This window comes from Curtobacterium sp. NPDC089185, from assembly GCF_040685235.1.
In the GTDB taxonomy this organism is placed as follows: Bacteria; Actinomycetota; Actinomycetes; order Actinomycetales; family Microbacteriaceae; genus Curtobacterium; species Curtobacterium citri.
In genome coordinates, this window is record NZ_JBFBHK010000001.1 from 93,673 (window position 1) to 113,037 (window position 19,365).

Genomic DNA, 19,365 nt, shown 5'->3' on the forward strand with positions numbered 1-19,365 from the left:
GTCCGCCGGGCCGAGTCTCGTGGAGCGGGTCCGGTACCGTTCACTCCATGCCCGACAGCGCCTCGCGCGACCTGCAGCGGACCGGTGTCCGCGCGGTCGTCCGGCGCACCTACCACTCGGTGATCCGGCACCGGGTCGTCGACGCCGCTGCGTCGCTGACGTTCTTCGCGCTGCTCACGGCGTTCCCGGCGGCGCTCGCGGTCGTGTCCGCCCTGTCCGTCGTCGACCGACAGGGCGACAGCGTGAACGACATCGTCGAGGTGCTCGGCTTCATCGTCCGACCGGAGACCGCGCAGCACCTCGAAGGGCCGCTCCGGCAGCTCCTGACGCTCGACGACCCGTGGGTGGGCTTCTCGATCGGGCTCGTGCTGACGCTCTGGTCGCTCTCCGGGTACGCGACGGCGTTCGGTCGCGCGATGAACACGGCGTACGAGGTCGAGGAGGGCCGCCGAATCTGGAAGTTCCGCAGCATGATGCTCCTCGTCACGCTGCTCGTGATGGTGGGCGGGGCGATCGCGATCGTCATCCTGCTCGGCACCCCGACGGTCTCGGCCGCGATCGTGCGGCAGCTCGGGTGGGCGCCCTGGATCGACGACCTGTGGAACGTGGCGAAGTGGCCGGTGCTCGCGGTCGTCCTCGTCGTGATGGTCGCGGTGCTCTACACCGCGACGCCGAACGTCAAGACCCCGCGGCTGCGGTGGGTGTCGGCCGGGGCGGCCTTCGCGATCCTGACCTGGGCGCTGGCGACCGTCGGCTTCTCGGTCTGGGTCGAGACGGTCGGCAGCGGCGGGAACCGTGCGTACGGCTGGCTGGGCGGCGCGATCCTGCTGCTCGTCTACCTGTACATCTCGAACTTCGTGCTCGTGGTCGGCGGGGAGCTCGACTCCGAGGTGATCCGGCTGCGGCAGCTGCTCGCGGGCATCGAGGCCGACGAGACGATCCGGCTCCCGCTCCGCGACGTCACGCGGAACTTCACGCTCGCCCGGTGGCGGGACCAGGACGTCCGCGCGGCGCAGGACGTCCGCACCGCCGCGCTCGAGCGGGCCGCGGAGGACGACGAACCCGACCTCGAGGCCGAGCGCCTGCGCGAGCTGTCGCAGCAGGTCCGCGTCGGCGAGCGCCCGCTGCCGTAGGGCGCGGCGCTGCCGCCGGCGCTCGCCGTCAGCGCTCGCGAGCGGCCTCGTCCAGCATCTCCTCGGTGACGACCGGGATCGCGCCCGTCGCCAGCTCGATGCCCGACAGCCGCGCCGGCGACAGGACGCGGTGCACCTGGTCCTCGTCCATGAGCCCCGCCGCCGTCACGAGCGTCGCGATCGGCGTCGAGGTCGTCAGCGCCGTGTGCGCGATCGACGCGGCGGCCGCGTACCCGATGTAGGGCGTCAGGGCCGTCACGACGCCGACGTTGGTGTCGACCTGCGCCGCGAGCTTGGCCTCGTTCGCCTCGATCCCGGTCACGCAGTGCACCCGCAGCGTCGCGCACCCGCTGGCCATCCACTGCAGTGACTGCAGGATCGAGTGGGCGATGATCGGCTCGAAGGCGTTGAGCTGGAGCTGCCCGCCCTCGGCCGCCATCGTCACGGTCGTGTCGGCACCCGCGACGGCGAACGCGATCTGGTTCACCACCTCCGGGATCACCGGGTTGACCTTGCCCGGCATGATCGACGACCCCGCCTGCCGCGCCGGCAGCGTGATCTCGCCGAGTCCGGCCTGCGGCCCGGACGCGAGCAGGCGCAGGTCGTTGCAGATCTTCGAGAGCTTCGCGGCGCTGCGCTTCACCGTGCCGGACAGGGTCATGAACGCGCCGGCGTCGCTCGTGGCCTCGATGAGGTCCGGTGCCGTGACGATGTCGAGCCCGCTGGCGACCTGCAGCTGCCGACGGACCTCGTCGCGGTACTGCGGGTCCGCGGTGATGCCGGTGCCGATGGCCGTCGCACCGAGGTTCGTCTCGGCGAGCAGCGGCGTCACGGTCCGGAGCAGCAGGACGTCCTCCTGGATCGTGTGCGCGAACCCGGTGAACTCCTGCCCGAGGGTCATCGGCACGGCGTCCTGCAGCTGGGTCCGACCGATCTTCAGCACGTCCTGGAACGCCCGACCGCGCTCGGCGAAGGCGTCGGAGAGCAGTTCGAGCTGCTCGGTGAGGCGCCGCACGCCGAGGATCATCGCCAGCTTGATGCTCGTCGGGTAGGTGTCGTTCGTCGACTGGCTGCGGTTCACGTGGTCGATCGGGTGCAGGTACGCGTAGTCGCCCTTCTCGCGACCGAGGATCTCGAGAGCGCGGTTGGCGAGCACCTCGTTCGTGTTCATGTTCGTCGAGGTGCCGGCCCCGCCCTGCACGATGTCGACCACGAACTGCTCGCGGAGCGCCCCGTCGCGGACCTCCTGCGCGGCTCGGTCGATCGCATCGGCCCGTTCGGGGTCGAGCACGCCGATCGCCTTGTTGGCGCGTGCCGCGGCCTGCTTGACGGTCGCGAGGGCCTCGATCAGGTCCGGGTACACCGCGATCGGCACCGAGGTGATCGGGAAGTTCTCGAGGGCCCGCAGGGTGTTGATGCCCCAGTAGGCGTCGGCCGGGACCTCGAGGGTCCCCAGCGAGTCGGTCTCGGTGCGGGTGCGTGCTTCGTTGCCGGTCACCCTGCCGAGGCTAGCCCGTCCGGTCGGTGCGGTCCGGCAGGTCGGCGCGCGTGGTGACCGGTGGACGGACGGGAGGCCCGTGGCGGCGTCGCCACGGGCCTCCCGTCCGTCAGGTGGTGACGTCCGTCAGTGGAACTGCGGGACGATCAGGTAGATCCCGTAGAGCACGGCGAGACCGGAGAGGGCGAAGCACGCGACGGCGAGCGCGCGGAACGCCCGGACGCCGGACTGGACCCTCCCGGGCTGGGGGAAGCCGGCCGTGGCCGGGCCGACCGTGCCGTCGTCCTTCACGGTGTACTTACCGGCGCGGGTGTCGGCGGCGCTCCAGAGGCGGAGGCCGATCGAGTAGACGAGCACCACGAAGCACGCGGCGACGACCGCGACGATCGCGACGGTGAGGAACGCGAACCAGTCGATACCCATCAGCGGCGTCCTCCGTTGCGTCCGGCCATGCGGCGCAGGGTGCGCTCGCGGCTGAGCTCGGCGCGACGCTCGGCGACCCGGGCCGCGCGCTTCTTGCGCTGCAGGTCGCGCAGCTCCTTGCGGGTGAAGACCGCGTTCGCGGCGACGTCGACCTCGATGGCCGAGGCCTGCTCGTGGGGCTTCCGGAGCGACCAGAGGTACAGCCCCAGGATCACGGCGGCACCGACGACCGCGTCGATCACGAGGCCCCCGATCCCGAGCCGGGCGATGCCCGACGCGACGGCCCCGACGGCCGCGGCGGCCGGCAGCGTGATGAACCAGGCGATGACGATCTTGCCCGCGGTCGACCACTGGATCTTCGACCCGCGGCGGCCGAGACCGGCGCCGATGATCGAGCCCGAGGAGACCTGGGTCGTCGACAGGGCGAAGCCGAGGTGGCTCGACGCCAGGATGGTCGCGGCGGTCGACGCCTCGGCCGCGAAGCCCTGCGTGGCGCGGATCTCGGTGATGCCCGACCCGAGCGTGCGGATGATGCGCCACCCGCCGGTGTAGGTACCGAGGGCGATCGCGAGGGCGCACGCCACGACGACCCAGAACTGGACGCCCTGGTCAGCCGACTGCGCGCCCGAGGCGATCAGGGTCAGGGTGATGACGCCCATGGTCTTCTGCGCGTCGTTCGTGCCGTGTGCGAGCGACACCATCGAGCTCGTGAAGACCTGGCCGATGCGGAACCCGCCGCGCTCGTTCGGGAACACCGGACGGCGGGTGACCCGGTAGGCGATGCGCGTCGCGAGCAACGACACCAGCGCGGCGATCACCGGCGACAGGAAGGCCGGGATGATGACGACCGTCAGCAGCGCGGCGTAGTTGACCGAGTCGAAACCGGCGCCGACGATCGCGGCCCCGATGAGCCCGCCGAACAGCGCGTGCGAGGACGACGACGGCAGGCCGCGCAGCCACGTGATCATGTTCCACACGACCGCGCCGATGAGTCCCGCGAAGATCATCTCGGGGGTGATCGCCACCCCACCAGGTCCCTCGTTGATGAGGCCGTGCGAGATCGACGTCGCGACGGCGGTGCTGAGGAACGCACCGACCAGGTTGAGCACCGCGGCGACCGTGACGGCTACCTTGGGCTTCATGGCACCGGTGGCGATCGGCGTCGCCATCGCGTTGGCGGTGTCGTGAAATCCGTTTGTGAAGTCGAAGAAGAGGGCCAACGCGATGACCAGGACGACTATGAGTGTGATGTCCACCGCGGGCAAGTGTCCCAGGCAGGACCGCTGAGCACAAACCCTGCCGTTCACCCGTTGTTCACCGGGCCTGCGGGATCGTTCAGGATCGGAACGACCCGGATGGGAGGATGGACCCCATGGACACCGCGGAACTCCTCATCCTGCTGATCGGTTCGCTCGCGGTGACCGGCTTCGCGCGCGCCAAGGGGCTCCCCGCACCGCTGCTCGTCACGGCCGTGGCGCTGGCGGTGTCGTTCCTCCCCGGACTGCCCGAGATCGAGATCGACTCCGAGGTCATCCTCACCGTGGTCCTGCCGCCGCTGCTCTACTCGGCGGCCCTCGACGTCTCGTGGCAGAGCTTCCGGCAGTCGATCAAGCAGATCCGACGCCTCGGCATCTTCCTCGTGATCGTCACGGCGGCGGCGGTCGGACTCGCGGCGTACGTCCTCATCCCCGACATGGACTGGCCGGCCGCGATCCTGCTCGGCGCCGTGGTCGCGCCGCCGGACGCCGTGTCCGCCGCCGCGATCGGGCGCAAGCTCGGCCTCCCCCGCCGCGTGATGACGGTGCTGTCCGGCGAGAGCCTCATCAACGACGCGGCGTCGCTGACCCTGGTCCGGGTGTTCACGCTCATCGCCGCGGGCACGTCGCTGACGATCTGGCAGGACCTCGGCATCTTCGGGCTCGCGATCGGCGTCGGCCTGGTGGTCGGCATCGTCCTCGGCGTCGCGGTGCACTGGATCCGGATGCGCATCAACGATCCGGTCGTCGAGACGATCATGAGCATCCTGCTGCCGTTCGTCGCCTACGTCCTCGCCGAGCACCTGTCCGGCTCCGGGGTCATCGCGGTCGTCACCGCGGGGCTCTACATCGGCTACAACTCGCCGAAGGAGGGCTACGCGACCCGGCTGCAGGAACGCCCGTTGTGGACGAGCATCGACGTCATCCTCGAGGGGTTCGTCTTCGCCCTCATCGGGCTGCAGCTCAAGACCGTCGTCCAGGACCTCCTCGAGAGCGACCGCAGCCTGACGCAGACGCTCACCGCCGCCGCGGTCGTGCTCGCCGTCGTGATCCTCGTCCGGCCCCTCTTCGTCTTCGAGTCGTACGCGCGCAACCGGTTGAACCGGCTGTGGCTCAGACCCCTGCGGGTCCGGCTGTCACGGGGGCACCGGTCGCTCCGCTGGCTCCGCGGCACGGCCGAACCGAAGCTGAACTGGCGGGAGCTCACCGTCATCTCGTGGACCGGCATGCGCGGCGTGGTCACGCTCGCCGCCGCGGTGGCCGTCGTCGCCGACCCTGTTGAGATCAAGGCGCAGGACACGATCTTCATCATCGCGTTCGTCGTCACCGTCGGCACGCTCCTGCTGCAGGGCCTCACGCTCCCCTTCGTCATCCGCGCGCTCAAGGTGCAGGACCCGGCGGAGGGCGAGGAGGACGTCCGGAGCGAGATGCGCCTCAACCAGCGCACGACCGAGGCCGCGATCGCGCTGCTCGAGCGCCGGCGTCCGGCCTGGGCCCAGCAGTACGGGCACCAGGCGGTCGACAGCGTCGTGAACCGGTTGAAGGCCCGGCTCGAGCGGCAGGCCGAGACCTTCCGCCGCGACGCGGAGGAAGAGGAGGACGAGGAGCGCAACGCCCCGATGCGCCTCCGCGGGGCGCAGATCCAGGACATCCGGCGCGAGCTGCTCGACCGGCGGCGGGAGATCGTGCTCGAGGAGCGCGAGAAGGGCAACCTCGACGAGGAGGTCATGCGCCGCGTGCTCGTGACGCTCGACGCCGAGGAGCTCGCGATGGACTCGGCGCAGGCCTCCCGCAGTCGTTCCTGACCGGCGTCCCGCTCTCGGCGCACCGTGAGCGGACCGGGCGTATCGTGGCGCTCCGATCCCAGGAAGAGGAGCAGAGCGCCGAGTGAGCGAGCCGCGGAACGACGTCCCCAGGAACACCGACCTCCCGGAACGAGACGGAGCGCCGCGGCAGACCGCCGCCTCCAGGCAGCGGCAGACCCGGCCCTCGACCCGCGGCGGCTCGAAACCCCGACGGGGCGCCCCGGTCGCCGGCAGCCGGACCGGCGCGGGCGGCCGCTCCCGCGTACGCCAGGCCCCCGTGCCGGAGCCGCAGCACATCAGCCGGTACCGCCGCTGGTACGGCACGCTCCACCCCTCGCTGCAGCTGATCGGCCTGCAGCTCTGGATGCCGCTGTTCTTCATCGTCGGCTTCTGCCTCTGCTACGTCTTCGCCTTCCACGCCCCGCACCCGCACGACGTCCCGGTCGCACTGGTCGGGAGCGACCCCACGCTCGTCGCCGCCGTCGACAAGGCCCTGCCCGGTGAGTACGTCTTCCACGTGGTCGACTCGCTCGCGCAGGCGAAGCGGGACGTGCTCGCCGGCACGATGGCCGTCGCCTACGACCCCTCGACGAACGAGGTCTTCAAGGCCAGCGCCCACCAGTTCCAGGTCGCCTCGCTCGTCCCCGCGACGCTGTCCGGCGTGCTGACGGGCATCGGCGTCGCCGCACCGACGATCACCGAGCTCGCGCCCCTGCCCGCGTACGACGAGTACGGCACCGTCGCGATGTACGTCATGCTCGCCTGGTGCATCGGCGGCTACATGGTCGCGATGTTCATCGGCATCATGGGCGGCCCGCTCCGCCACCGCGTCCGCATGGCGGTCATCGTCGTCGGCGGCCTCGTCATCTCGCTCATCACGAACACGCTCGCCGGGCCCGTGCTCGGGGCGATCCACGGACACTGGGTCGAGCTCGTCCTCATCGCCTGGGGGTGGATCGTGGCGATCGGGCTCGCGGTCAACGGCCTGAGCTACTTCGTCGGCCGGTTCATCGCCGCACCCGCGATGATCTGCTTCGTCTTCCTCTCGATGCCGTCGTCCGGCGGCGCGTACCCGAAGTGGTTCATGCCCGAGCCCTTCGCGTGGCTCAACCACGTCGTGGTCGGCTCGAGCATGGTCGACATGATCAAGCACGAGATCTACGGCGTCGGCCCCGGGTTCGGCCGCGGTCTCGTCACGATGGCCTGCTACGCCGCGGCGGGCCTCGTGCTGATGTTCTTCGGCAAGGCGTGGTGGGAGCGCCGGCGCATCGCGGCGATCGTCGGGAACCGCACGACGATGTTCCAGGACGCGCAGACCGCGAACCGGGAGTTCCTCGGCCGCCAGCGCGACGCCGAGCTCGAGCGGCACGGTCTGACGTCGACCGAGACGGGCACGCTGAGCATCCTGCGCGACGAGGACTGGCAGGACGAACGCGTGGGCGGTGACGTCTTCACCGGTGCCCGCGACGGGCTCGAGGGGCAGGCGCCGCAGACCGGTCGCATCCCCGTGGTGCGGTCGGCGGACCGACCCGGTCCGGCGCGGACGCCCGGAGCGGGGAACGGACCACGCACCCGCCCGGTCGCGCGACCGGAGGCACCGCGCACGGAGGTCGCCCGCACCGCGGAGCGGGCGCACGGGCGGCACGCGGACCGCTGAGCGCGTCCGACCCGGCGTATCCTGGCCGGATGGACTCCCGCACCGTCTGGCACCGCACGCTCGTCACCGTGGTCGTCGTGTTCCTCGTGCTCGCGGCCGTGCTGTACGCCGCGAGCGTGCTGCTGGCGCCCGCGGACGGGCGGAACACCGCCGGCCTCTTCGTGGGGTGGGCGATGTTCGCGGTCATCGGTGCGATCGTCGTCGGGATCGTCGACTTCTTCGTCCGCCCGCTCGGTGGTCGGAGCGGGGACGCCGACGTCCTCGCGGCGGCCGAGGAGGCCCGGACCGGCAGCACCCGGACGCACGCGTCGCGCTGAGCCGCGACCGCACCGGCCGTGTCCCGGACGCGCCCGTCGGGCTGAACGGGCGCCGGGTCAGACCCCGCGACCGCTGAAGCCCGACACCGTCGCGTCGTCCGCGGCGAAGGTGAACCGCGCGTCCACCGTCCCCCCGGCGAGCACGCCGGGCAGCCAGAAGCGCGCGTCGTCCCACATCGCGTCGTACGGCACCGCGTCGACGGGGATCCACCGCGGCTCCAGCTCGTCGCTGCCCGTCGGGCTCCCCTGCCAGCGGCGGCAGACGAACACGTCCGAGACCTGGGACCAGGACGGGCGGTACGGGAACCGGTAGTCCAACGTGCCACGCGCCTCCAGGTCGGTGGGGTCGAGCCGCAGGCCGACCTCCTCCCGGACCTCCCGCACGGCGGCCGCCACCGGCGGCTCGCCCGGCTCCCGCTTCCCACCGGGGCCGACGAGCCGCCCGGTCCCCAGGCCACGACGCTTCTCGCCGAGCAGCACCTCCGGCCCCGCGACGCCGTCGCGCAGCAGGTAGACGACGACCACCGGGGCGTGCTGGGACTTGCTCTCGTCGCGCTCGGTCACGCGTCCAGTCTGTCGGACGATCTGTCGTACGCTCTCCTCATGGCACGCGTGCTGCGGGGGCACCATGGCTGAGCCCCGCAGGACCGGGCGCAGCCTCGAAGTGCTGCGCGCCGAGGCCGCCGAGGAGATCGCGGTGCTCGTCGAGCACCGGAGCCGCGCGGGCGAGGACCCGTGGGAGTTCATGCCGACGCTGCCGACCGTCGACGAGCAGGTCGTGCTCATCCTCCGGGCCGAGGCGGTCGAGCTCGACGCCGCGATCGGGCAGCGGAGCGCGCACTGGGCCGGGCACCCGGCGTCCGGGCAGGGCACCGAGCTCGGCGAGGAGTACCACCGCCTGCGCCGCATCGCCCTGCTGCACCCGGAGCTGACGCCCGCGGTGTGGAAGCTCATGGGCGCGCTGCCCGGGGCCGGCTGACCCGCACGGACGCCGGCTGCGGTTGGATGGGGGCATGACCGACACCGTCCTCGCCGTCCTCAACCAGCCCTCGCGGCACGCCGACCCGCACGACCCCTCGGCCGACGCGTACACCTGGGTGGAACCGCTCGAGGAGCACCTCCAGGTGCAGGACCTCGGCGCGATCCGCGGCGACGGCGTCTTCGAGACGATCACGGTCGTCGACGGCCGACCGCAGGCGCTCGAGCCGCACCTGGCACGGTTCGTCCGGAGCGCCGCGATGCTCGACCTGCCGGAGCCGGACGTCGACACGTGGCGGCAGGCCATCGAGGCCGTCTGCGCCCGACTCGACCCGGTGCACGAGGCGTTCGCGAAGACCGTCATGACCCGTGGCGTCGAGGGCTCCGGGCGTCCGACGGGCTGGGTGTACGCGGCACCGTCGGGCGACCAGACCCCCGCCCGCACCGAGGGCATCGCGGTCGTGACGCTCGACCGCGGCTACCGGCACGACGTCGAGCGCACCTCGCCGTGGCTGCTGCAGGGTGCCAAGACACTGTCGTACGCCGTGAACATGGCGGCACTGCGCGAGGCCGAGCGGCGCGGGGCCGACGACGCGCTGTTCGTCTCGACGGACGGCTACGTCCTCGAGGGCACCCGCGCGAACCTCGTCGCCTCGATCGGGGGGCGCCTCGTCACGCCGCGCACGGACATCGGCATCCTCGCCGGCACGACGCAGGCCGACGTCTTCCGCTTCGCCGAGGCGGAGGGCATCGCGACGTCGTACGAGCTCCTGACGCTCGCCGACCTCGAGGCGGCGGACGCGCTCTGGCTGCTGTCGAGCGTCCGCCAGGCCGCGCCGATCCGCTCGGTGAACGGTGTCGCGCGCGGGATGGACCTGCCGATGACCGAGCGGATCAACGACTTCCTGCTCTCCCGCGAGCAGTAGCCGGTACCCCGGGACGGCCTGGAGGCGCGTGGCGGGCTCGCCGGACGCCTCCAGGCCGTCGTCGGGTCACCAGCGCGGGGTGGTGACGCCCGTCCCGTCGGCCCACTGGTAGACGGACGCGCCGTCGATCCAGACGCGCGTCGCGCGACTGGTCGCCGCCAGCGGGTCGCCGTCCCAGAGCACCAGGTCGGCGTCGAAGCCCGGCTCGATGCGACCGACGCGGTCGCCGAAGCCGAGGAAGTCCGCCGGGTTCACGGTGAGCGCCTCGAGGGCGGTCTGCCACGGCAGGCCCTCCTTGACGGCGGCGGTGGCCTGGTCGACGAGCATGTTGATCGGGACGACCGGTGCGTCGGTGGTGATCGCGACGCGCACCCCCGCGGCGGCGAGCCGCGCGAGGTTCGGGATCCCGCGGTCGCGCAGCTCCACCTTCGAGCGGCTCGTGAACAGCGGGCCGTAGATGACCGGGACGTCGCGCTCGGCGAGCAGGTCGGCGATCTTGTGCGCCTCGGTGCCGTGGTTGACGACGAGCCGGTAGCCGAACTCGTCGGCGAGGCGCAGCGCGGTCGCGATGTCGTCGTGCCGGTGCACGTGCTGGTCCCAGGCGAGCTCGCCGTCGAGCACGCGGACGAGCGTCTCCTTCGTCAGGTCGCGGGTGAAGGGCTCCCCCTTCGCGGCGGCGGCGTCGCGGGCGGCACGGTAGTCCTGCGCGGCGACGAAGGCCTCGCGGATGACCTTCGCGACACCGAGGCGCGTCGAGGGGGTCTTGCCCTTCTCGCCGTACACGCGCTTCGGGTTCTCGCCGAGGGCGCTCTTCACGCTGACCGCGTCGGAGATGAGCTGCTCGTCGATCGTGCGCCCGCCCCAGGTCTTGATCGCGACGGTCTGTCCGCCGATCGGGTTGCCGGAGCCGGGCTTCACCACGATGCTCGTGATGCCGCCGGACAGGGCGTCGCGGAAGCCCTCGTCGTCGATGTCGACGGCGTCGATCGCCCGGACGGCGGCCGTGTTCGGGTCCGTCATCTCGTTCGTGTCGTTGCCCGCCCAGCCGTTCGCCTCCTCGTGGATGCCGACGTGGCCGTGCGCCTCGACGAAGCCGGGGACGAGCCAGGCGCCCGCGGCGTCGACGACGGGCAGCCCGGGCGGCGGGGTCACGTCGGGGCCGACCGCGGTGACACGGCCGTCCTCGACGACGACGGCGCCGCCGTCGAACGCGGGGGCGGTGACGGGGACGACGTGGGCACCGGTGACGACGAAGGAGTTGGTCATGCCACCACGCTACGTCCGCTGCGGGCAGGCGCCACGCGGATCGCGGATCGCGGGTCTGCATGCGACATGCGGATCGCTGGCGCCCGTGGGCTGCCGAGTCGTACCGTCCGGGGACGACCACGACCCAGGAGGTGCCGTGACCCACGCCCGTCGCCGTTCCCGCTCGTCCGCAGCACCCCCTGCATGGCCGGCGCACCGGACCGAGGACCGCCCGTGGCGGAGCAGTGTCCGGGGCGACCGGGCCACCCGGACGACCACGACCGTGCGGGTGTCCGTCCCGCCCTCGATCGCGGGTGCCCGGTGGGAACCCGACGAGGGCACCGAGGCACTGCTCGACCGGAGTCTCGACGCCCTGTCCGCCCTGGACCGCACGGACGGCGCCGGCCCGCTGCACCGGCTGCTCGCCCGGACCGACGCCGTGGCGACCTCGCGCATCGAGCACGAGTCCGCCGGGGTCGACGACGTCGCGCGGGCCCTCGTCGGGTCACGGGCGAACCCGAGCGCCTCGGCGGTGGTGCACGCCGGTGACGCACTCGAGCGCCTCGTCGCGGACGCGGGTGACGGCCGACTCGACGAGACGACGCTGCTCGACGCGCACCGCCGGCTCATGCGGCACGACCCGGTCGACGGCCGGTACGCCGGCCGCTACCGCGCGGTGCAGAACTGGATCGGCGGCGGCCGCACCCCGCGGGACGCCGACCACGTGCCGCCCCCGCCCGAGCTCGTGCCGGCGCTCATGGCCGACCTGTTCGCGTTCCTCGAGCGCGACGACCTGCACCCCGTGGCACAGGCGGCGATCGCGCACGCCCAGTTCGAGTCGATCCACCCGTTCACCGACGGCAACGGGCGGACGGGGCGTGCGCTCGTGGCCGCGGTGCTGCGCCGACGGGGCTGTACCCGGACGGTGAGTGCACCGGTCGCCACCGTCCTGGTCGCCGAACGCGACCGGTACTTCGCCCACCTGGCCCGGTACCGCGACGGGGCGGTCGACGGGTGGGTGCGCGACCTGGCGATCGCGGTCGGGACGGTGTCCGACGAGGGGGTCGTCACCGGCCTGCTCCTCGACGAGGTCGCGCGTGACCGTGCGGCGACCACGTGCGCGACCGGCCCGCACGCGGTCCTGGGGCGCGCACTCGAGCAGGACGCCGTGCTGACCGAGGAACACGCCGCGGACCTGCTCGGGAACCCTCGCGCGGACCTGCCACCTGCCGTGCTCGACGACACGGTCGCCGACCTCTGTCGCGCCGGCGTGCTCCGCCCGGTCACGACCCGCCGCTCCCGGCGCGCCTGGGTCGCCCCCGCCGTGGTGGCCGAGCTCGACGCGTTCACCGAGCGCGTGCGGGACGGCGTCGAGGCCCGTGCACGTAGGGTGGCGGGGTGAGCAGCGAGCACGTCCAGGTCACCCCGCCGACCGCCGCCAAGCGGCCCGTCACGCGGACCCACCACGGCATCGACTTCGTCGACGACTACGAGTGGCTCCGGGACAAGGAGTCACCGGACACCCTGGCGTACCTGGAGGCCGAGAACGCGTACACCGACGCGCAGACCGGGCACCTGGACGCCCTGCGGGACCGGATCTTCGCCGAGGTGAAGGACCGCGTGCAGGAGACGGACCTCTCCGTGCCGGTCCGGACGGGCGGCTGGTGGTACTTCACCCGCACGGCCGAGGGCAGCCAGTACGGCGTGCACTGCCGCGCCCCGATCGCCGGTCCGGACGACTGGACCCCGCCCGCCGTCGACGAGGACGGCGCGGCCCTGCCGGGCGAGGAGGTCGTCCTCGACGGCAACGCCCTCGCCGAGGGCCACGACTTCTTCTCGCTCGGCAGCTACGACATCAGCGACGACGGCACGCGGCTCGTGTACGGCGTCGACGTCGAGGGCGACGAGCGGTACACGCTGCACGTTCGCGACCTCACCGACGGCACCGAGCTCGGCGACGAGATCCCGAACACCGGCGCCGGTGCGACCTTCGACCCGTCCGGACGCTTCGTGTTCTACCCGACCGTCGACGAGTCCTGGCGTCCGGACCGCATCTGGCGGCACACCGTCGGCACCGCCGCGGCGGACGACGTGGTCGTCTTCGATGAGCCGGACGACCGGTACTGGGTCGGCGTCGGGGTCACCCGGTCGTCGCAGTACATCGTCATCGAGCTCGGATCGAAGATCACGTCCGAGGCCCTGGTGCTCGACGCCGCCGACCCGACCGGCGAGTTCCGCGTCGTGTGGCCGCGGCGCGAGGGCGTCGAGTACGAGATCGAGCACGCCGTCGTGGGCGGGAGCGACCGCTTCCTGGTGCTGCACAACGACGGTGCCGAGAACTTCGAGCTCGTCGACGTGCCCGCCGACGACCCGACCGACGAGCACGACCGCCGCGTGGTCGTCGCGCACCACCCCGAGCGTCGGATCGAGTCCGTGGACGCCTTCGCCGGACACCTCGCGCTCGAGTACCGGTCGGAGGCACTCCCCCGCGTCGCGATCATCCCGATCGAGGGCGACGGGTACGGCGACGCCCAGGAGGTCCCCTTCGACGAGGCGCTCTTCTCGGCCGGACTCGGCGGCAACCCCGAGTGGGACCAGCCGACCCTCCGCATCGGGTACACCTCGTTCGTCACCCCGTCCGAGGTGAGCGACCTGGACCTGGCCACCGGCGAGGTGACGGTCCTGAAGCGCCAGCCGGTCCTCGGCGGCTACGACCCGGACGACTACGTGCAGGAGCGGGACTGGGCGACCGCGCCCGACGGCACGAAGGTGCCGATCTCGCTCGTGTGGCGACGGGACGCCGTGGACGCCGACGAGCCGGCCCCCCTGCACCTGTACGGGTACGGCTCGTACGAGCACTCGATCGACCCGGGCTTCAGCGTGATGCGCCTGTCGATGCTCGACCGCGGGGTCGTCTTCGCGGTGGCACACGTGCGTGGTGGTGGCGAGATGGGGCGGCACTGGTACGAGGACGGCAAGACCCTCACCAAGAAGAACACCTTCACCGACTTCGTGGCGGTCGCCGAGCACCTCGTCGAGTCCGGTCGCACGAGCGCCGACCGGCTCGTGGCAGAGGGCGGCAGCGCCGGCGGCCTGCTCATGGGCGCCGTGGCGAACCTGGCGCCGGAACGCTTCGCGGGCATCCTCGCCGCGGTGCCGTTCGTCGACGCGCTGACGAGCATCCTCGACCCGGACCTGCCCCTGACGGTGATCGAGTGGGACGAGTGGGGCGACCCGCTCCACGACCCCGAGGTCTACCGGTACATGAGCGAGTACTCGCCGTACGAGAACGTCCGCGAGGGCGTGCAGTACCCGCGGATCCTCGCGGTCACGTCCATCAACGACACGCGGGTGCTCTACGTCGAGCCGGCGAAGTGGACCGCCAGGCTCCGCGAGGTCGGTGCCCCGGTGCTGCTCAAGACCGAGATGGCCGCGGGGCACGGCGGCGTGAGCGGCCGCTACGACTCGTGGCGGGAGCGGGCGTTCGAACTGGCCTGGCTGCTCGACGTGCTCGGTCTCGCCGACGTGAACCCGGCGGCGGCTTCGGCCCGGCCGATCGCCGCCGGCTGAGGTCCGCGGGCCGGGACGACGCGTCCCGGCCCGGCCACTCAGACGCGGTTGAGCGCGTGCACCGCCTGGTCGTAGGACTCCTCGGCCAGGCGGACGCGGTCACCCGCGAGCACGCCGTACCCGAACGTCCCCTCCCCACCGCGCTCGGCGATCCCCGCGTGCACCCGCAGGACGTCGAGCGCGTGCAACGAGCGCACCCGCTCGGTCAGCACGTCGGCCGCGTCCCCGGTGCGCGTCCACAGCGCGTGCGGGAAGGCGTCGTCGCCGAGCACGTCCATCGCCGCGCGGGCCCGGGTGGCCGCGCGCCAGGCCTCCTCGGTCGCGGTGCGCTCCGACGCCTCGCGGTCGACGAGCCCGACGCTCTCGTCGTCGTCCGCGACGGCCTGTCGCACGAGCTCACGGACGCGCGGCTTCTCGACCGCCGACACGTCCTGCGCCACGTGCTTCGGCGACCGCAGCGCCCACGCGGTCGGTGCGGGCCGTTCGACCGCGTCGTCGAGGGCGTCGAGCAGCTCGAGGTACGGCTCACCGTGCAGGAAGGCCGTGACCTCGCCCACCGCGACGGAGCGGCGCTCCCGGGTCGCGGCGAGGATCCGCTCGCGGGTCATGGCGTCGACGAGCAGGTCCTGGGCCGGTGACGACGCGTAGGGCAGGCGCTCCACGAGGTGCTCTGCGAGCGCGGCACGGGCGGTGACGGCCGCCAGGGCGTCCGCCGCCTCGGCGGCGCGGTCGGCCGCGGCGGTGTCGGGGAACGCCGGACGGTAGGCCGACAGGACGGCGGCGATGCCGAGGGCGGTCCGGGCCGTCCCGCGGAGGTCGGCCGACCCGCCGGCGCGGAGCACGGCCTCCTGGCCGAGGAGTGCCGTCCGCAGCTTGCGCAACCGCTTCGTGAGCGCACGGGCCGCGGTGCCCTTCACGGGCTTGTCGGCGGTGCGGAGGCGTGCCGCCGGCGCACCCTCGAGCCCCCGCGCCAGCTTCGACGCGACCGCTGCCGGCGCGGCACCGACGGCAGCGAACCGTCCGTCGAGCGAGGCGAAGAGCTCGTGCGCGACCTGTTCGTCGACGTCGCCGACCGTCTCGACCTCGACCTCGCGCCACGTCCGGGGGGTCGCCGGTGCCGCGTCGTCGAGGCGCTGCGCGACGACGGCGTCGTCCGCGAGCTCGGCGACCTGCTCGTCGTCCTCGTCGAGCAGCCGGGTGACCGTCCGCGTGGTCGTGATGCGCACGACGGGGCGCAGGCCGCGTCCGCGCCGCTCGGTGAAGAGCGCGCCGAGGACCTCGTCCGGCACGGTGTCGGCGTCCTCGGTCAGGGGGAAGTGCTGCTCGTGGCGGACGGTGTCCGACGCGGAGCGCTTGATGTGCCACCCGGCGTCGTGGCCGCCCGTCCGGCGCCGGACGGTGACACGGGACGCCACGAGGTCGTACCGCTCGGTGTCCCAGTAGGTGGCGTCGAGGACGAACGGTTCCTCGTGCTCGGTGCGGGCGATGCTGCCGATCCCGACCAGGTCGGGGAGGTCGTCGCCCTCGGGCAGGTCGTAGGTGCGCTCGATCTCGAGGTGGGTGTCCGTCACACGCTCCTGTCTACCAGGGCGTCCGGGGTTCCCCGAACCGGCGGGGTTAGCCTGTGGACATGAGCGAGACGATCACCCGCGACGCGTTCGTGCCCGAGGCCGGCGGCGTCACGATGTTCACCACGAGCTGGTGCGGCTACTGCGCCCGGCTGAAGAACCAGATGACGAAGGCCGGTGTCCCCTTCCGCGAGGTCGACATCGAGCAGACCCCGGGGACGGCCGAGCTCGTCGCCGAGGTGAACGGCGGCAACCAGACCGTGCCGACGCTGGTGTTCCCGGACGGGAGCACGGCGACGAACCCCTCGTTGGCCGAGGTGCAGTCGCGCGTCTGAGGCGCGGCGCGGGGCCGGCTGGCCCTGACGAACCACGAAACCGACATCGAACCAGGCGCGAGCCCCGGTTCAATGTCGGTTTCGTGGTTCGACACCGCGTGTGAGGCGCCAGCGCCCCGCGTCAGCGCGCCAGCGCGTCCTCGAGCAGCGCCACCATCGCGTCGAGCTGGATGTCGCCCGAGTCGGCGACCTCCTCGTCCGAGCCGTCGAGCGCGCGGGCGGCCAGGGACGCCTTCGAGTCGATGAGCTCGGCGATCTTGGTGTCGATCGTCTGCGCGGCGATGATGCGCCACGCGGTGACGGGCTCCTCCTGCCCGATGCGGTGCACGCGGTCGATCGCCTGGGTCTGCTCGGCGCTCGTCCAGGACAGCTCGGCGAGCACGACGTTGGACGCCACCTGCAGGTTGAGGCCGACGCCCGCCGCGGTGAGCGAGCAGACGATGACGGCCACGTCGGGGTCGTTCACGAACGAGTCGATCTCGGCCGTGCGCTGCGCCGGCGTCTGGTCGCCGCGGATCGTGGCGGTCTTCAGGTGCCGACGGGCGAAGACCTCCTCGGCCTGGTCCATCACGTCGAGGTGCTTCGCGAAGAACACGACCTTGCCGACGTTCGAGGCGAGCTGCGCCGCGTAGTCCGCCGCGAGCTGCGCCTTCGCGCGACCGATGCGTCGGACCATCGAGAACACGTTCTCGCCGGTCGACGAGGCGTCCTGGTCCTCGAGCTCCCACCGCGCGACCTGGCGGACGAGCTTGTGGTCGATGCCGACGACCGGGTCCTGCCCGGTGCGGGCGTCGAGCGCCTGGTGGTAGCGGCGCACGAGCTTCGCGGTGAGCTCGCGCTCGGCGTCGCGGATCGACCGGCCCTCTTCCCCGTCGAGCTCGACCGGGATGTCGGCGATGCGTCGGGCGGGGATGTCCGCGGCGACGTCCACCTTGCGGCGGCGGACGATGCCCTGGTCGATGACGGCCTTGCGCGCCTCGACGAAGAACCCGGGGTCGGCCGGGGTCAGCCCGATCTCCTCGAGCTCGTTCATGAGCTTCGCGCGCGGCTTCTTGTCGTCGATCCAGCCGAGGAACTCCCAGATGGTGCGGAAGTCCTCGACGGAGTTGATCAGCGGCGTCCCGGTCAGCGCCATGAGCAGCGGCGACGACACCCGCGAGCGGATCTTCTCGGCGAGCTGCAGCACGAACCGGGAGCGCTGCGACTCCTTGTTCTTGATGAAGTGCGCCTCGTCGACGACCATGCCGCGGAACCCGAAGTTCCCGAGCCAGCCGGCGTGCCGGTCGAGGATCTCGTAGTTGACGATGACGATGTCGGCGAAGCCGTCCAGGTCGTCACCGTCGCCGTGGATGACGGTCGCGGTCCGGTTCGGCACCCAGCGGGCGGCCTCGCGCGCCCAGTTCGTCTTCACGACGTTCGGCACGACGACGAGCAGCGGGAACGCGTTCGCGGCGTCGGCGGCGAGCAGGGACTGCGCGGTCTTGCCGAGGCCCGGTTCGTCGGCGAGCAGGAACGAGCGGTGCCCCTGGGAGGCGGCCGCCACGAGCTCCGCCTGGTGCTTCATGAGCGTGGTGCCGGACCGCGAGTGCAGCGACGACGGCTCGGGCAGCGGCATCGAGGCCGCTCCCCCGCCGGCGCCGTACTCGAACGACTTGAAGAGCGGACCGAACAGCTCCCAGTTCGCCAGGCGCCGCGGGTGCGCGACCGGCTGGTCGGCGAGGGCGAAGTCCGGCGCGAGGAACGGGTTCGCGAGCTGGCGCTGCACGACCGCCTGTGGCAGCACCGAGCGCACCGGCGTCTCGACGACCGGCGACGGCTCGGCGGCGATCACGAGGTCCTCCGGCTGCAGCTCCATGCCGCCGGCGATCATCATGTCGCGCTTCGCGGTCCGGGTCGCCTCGCCGACCGAGGCCTCCTCGGTGAGCAGCTGGATGACGCTCGTGTCGCGCGCCGCGGTCTTCGCCAGGATCGTCGCGACCCCGTCGAGCCGCTTGAGCTGCTCGGCGCGCTGCGCGTCGGAGAGCTCCGGGTCGGCCTTGACCCGCGCACGCTCCTCGCGCATGAGCAGCGCGACGGCCTGGAACTTCGACCGGTTCGACGCCTTGAGCGGTCCACGCTGCGCCGCCGCCTCGACCTCGCGCACGGCGCGGGCGAGGACGGGGATGACGCCGTCGTTGTCGAGCGGCCGGGTGCGGCGCGACGCGGTCCGCGTCCCGCCGGCTGCTCGCCGGGTGCCTGATCGAGCCAACGCTCCTCCTTGTTCCGCCCGTGTCCGGGCGAGCCGCCGTCTCGGCGGGAAGTCATCGACCGGCGCCTGGCGCGGCTCCGGCCCACGGGCCACCCTGGCCCGCTCGTTCGCCGGTCCCGTCACAGGACGTCCGGTGGAGTCCCGCGGTCCGCCCGCGCCCGCACCCCGAGGGTGTCCGGCACGACGGTCCGCGCCGGGATCCGGCGCCGTCGCACGCACGTGGTGCCCGTCGGGCATCCACGGATCCGGTCCCCACGTCGGTCAAGCGACCGACTGTCGCGTCCGGAATCGACGCGGCACGTGACGACACGGTGCGTGCATGCACAGTTTACTCCCCGACGACCGACGGAGGCGAGTCCACGGGACCCGCGCGCGTCGCGACCACCGGCCGGCCCCGGTGCGCGGT

16 protein-coding genes are annotated in these 19,365 nt (G+C 72.5%); 9 read left to right on the forward strand and 7 right to left on the reverse strand.

Translation table 11 applies throughout. The annotated features are described in order from the left end of the window. The first annotated feature begins 47 nt into the window (after positions 1-47). Positions 48-1,133 carry a YihY/virulence factor BrkB family protein gene (locus AB0N84_RS00470; protein ID WP_182047198.1) on the forward strand — a complete coding sequence of 362 codons (1,086 nt, stop codon included), beginning with the start codon at positions 48-50 and terminating at the stop codon, positions 1,131-1,133. A 28-nt stretch (positions 1,134-1,161) separates the two neighbouring features. On the opposite strand, the gene AB0N84_RS00475 is transcribed toward AB0N84_RS00470, so the two are convergent. The 3 genes from AB0N84_RS00475 to AB0N84_RS00485 all read right to left on the reverse strand — a co-directional run bounded on the left by AB0N84_RS00475 (position 1,162) and on the right by AB0N84_RS00485 (position 4,310). Further along, positions 1,162-2,631 (reverse strand): aspartate ammonia-lyase, encoded by a 1,470-nt coding sequence (locus AB0N84_RS00475; RefSeq protein WP_182047199.1) that lies wholly within the window; start codon positions 2,629-2,631, stop codon positions 1,162-1,164. Between the two features lie 126 nt (positions 2,632-2,757). Beyond that, positions 2,758-3,054, reverse strand: a complete 297-nt coding sequence (locus tag AB0N84_RS00480) for a hypothetical protein (protein ID WP_182047200.1) — start codon at positions 3,052-3,054, stop codon at positions 2,758-2,760. Continuing rightward, positions 3,054-4,310 carry an inorganic phosphate transporter gene (locus AB0N84_RS00485; RefSeq protein WP_083263701.1) on the reverse strand — a complete coding sequence of 419 codons (1,257 nt, stop codon included), beginning with the start codon at positions 4,308-4,310 and terminating at the stop codon, positions 3,054-3,056. Before AB0N84_RS00485 ends, AB0N84_RS00480 begins: the two co-directional genes overlap by 1 nt. A 116-nt stretch (positions 4,311-4,426) precedes the next feature. On the opposite strand from AB0N84_RS00485, the gene AB0N84_RS00490 reads away from it, so the two are divergent. The 3 genes from AB0N84_RS00490 (at position 4,427) to AB0N84_RS00500 (ending at position 8,089) form a co-directional block, all read left to right on the forward strand. Beyond that, the gene (locus AB0N84_RS00490) at positions 4,427-6,115 is read left to right on the forward strand and encodes a sodium:proton antiporter (RefSeq protein WP_182047201.1); all 1,689 of its coding nucleotides are present in this window, start codon (positions 4,427-4,429) and stop codon (positions 6,113-6,115) included. A 277-nt stretch (positions 6,116-6,392) separates the two neighbouring features. Next, positions 6,393-7,772 carry an ABC transporter permease gene (locus AB0N84_RS00495; protein ID WP_363543043.1) on the forward strand — a complete coding sequence of 460 codons (1,380 nt, stop codon included), beginning with the start codon at positions 6,393-6,395 and terminating at the stop codon, positions 7,770-7,772. A 29-nt stretch (positions 7,773-7,801) separates the two neighbouring features. Then, positions 7,802-8,089, forward strand: coding sequence for a hypothetical protein (locus AB0N84_RS00500; protein ID WP_182047203.1), 288 nt, complete (start codon positions 7,802-7,804; stop codon positions 8,087-8,089). A 57-nt stretch (positions 8,090-8,146) separates the two neighbouring features. On the opposite strand, the gene AB0N84_RS00505 is transcribed toward AB0N84_RS00500, so the two are convergent. Then, complete coding sequence (locus AB0N84_RS00505; protein ID WP_363543045.1) at positions 8,147-8,653, reverse strand: 8-oxo-dGTP diphosphatase; 507 nt, start codon at positions 8,651-8,653, stop codon at positions 8,147-8,149. Positions 8,654-8,717: 64 nt separating this feature from the next. Between AB0N84_RS00505 and AB0N84_RS00510 the strand changes: the two genes are divergently transcribed. Both AB0N84_RS00510 and AB0N84_RS00515 read left to right on the forward strand, forming a co-directional pair. After that, positions 8,718-9,068, forward strand: a complete 351-nt coding sequence (locus tag AB0N84_RS00510; RefSeq protein WP_182047205.1) for a tryptophan synthase subunit alpha — start codon at positions 8,718-8,720, stop codon at positions 9,066-9,068. A 34-nt stretch (positions 9,069-9,102) separates the two neighbouring features. After that, entirely contained in the window at positions 9,103-9,993 is an 891-nt protein-coding gene (locus AB0N84_RS00515; protein WP_182047206.1) for an aminodeoxychorismate lyase, read from the forward strand. A 66-nt stretch (positions 9,994-10,059) separates the two neighbouring features. Here the strand turns inward: AB0N84_RS00515 and AB0N84_RS00520 are convergent, their stop codons facing one another. Continuing rightward, on the reverse strand, positions 10,060-11,259 hold the full coding sequence (locus AB0N84_RS00520; RefSeq protein WP_289457608.1) for an amidohydrolase: 1,200 nt from the start codon (positions 11,257-11,259) through the stop codon (positions 10,060-10,062). A gap of 136 nt (positions 11,260-11,395) precedes the next feature. Between AB0N84_RS00520 and AB0N84_RS00525 the strand changes: the two genes are divergently transcribed. Together AB0N84_RS00525 and AB0N84_RS00530 are read left to right on the forward strand one after the other, a co-directional pair. Continuing rightward, positions 11,396-12,640 carry a Fic family protein gene (locus tag AB0N84_RS00525; RefSeq protein ID WP_363543049.1) on the forward strand — a complete coding sequence of 415 codons (1,245 nt, stop codon included), beginning with the start codon at positions 11,396-11,398 and terminating at the stop codon, positions 12,638-12,640. Continuing rightward, the gene (locus AB0N84_RS00530) at positions 12,637-14,808 is read left to right on the forward strand and encodes a S9 family peptidase (RefSeq protein WP_363543051.1); all 2,172 of its coding nucleotides are present in this window, start codon (positions 12,637-12,639) and stop codon (positions 14,806-14,808) included. The genes AB0N84_RS00525 and AB0N84_RS00530 overlap by 4 nt, the downstream gene beginning before the upstream one ends. 38 nt (positions 14,809-14,846) lie before the next feature. Here AB0N84_RS00530 and AB0N84_RS00535 read toward each other — a convergent pair whose 3' ends face one another. Continuing rightward, the gene (locus tag AB0N84_RS00535) at positions 14,847-16,379 is read right to left on the reverse strand and encodes a CYTH domain-containing protein (protein ID WP_363543053.1); all 1,533 of its coding nucleotides are present in this window, start codon (positions 16,377-16,379) and stop codon (positions 14,847-14,849) included. 59 nt (positions 16,380-16,438) lie between these two features. Between AB0N84_RS00535 and AB0N84_RS00540 the strand changes: the two genes are divergently transcribed. Then, positions 16,439-16,711, forward strand: coding sequence for a mycoredoxin (locus AB0N84_RS00540; protein ID WP_022902366.1), 273 nt, complete (start codon positions 16,439-16,441; stop codon positions 16,709-16,711). A gap of 121 nt (positions 16,712-16,832) precedes the next feature. Here AB0N84_RS00540 and AB0N84_RS00545 read toward each other — a convergent pair whose 3' ends face one another. After that, on the reverse strand, positions 16,833-18,959 hold the full coding sequence (locus tag AB0N84_RS00545; protein ID WP_363543056.1) for a DEAD/DEAH box helicase: 2,127 nt from the start codon (positions 18,957-18,959) through the stop codon (positions 16,833-16,835). Positions 18,960-19,365: the final 406 nt, after the last annotated feature.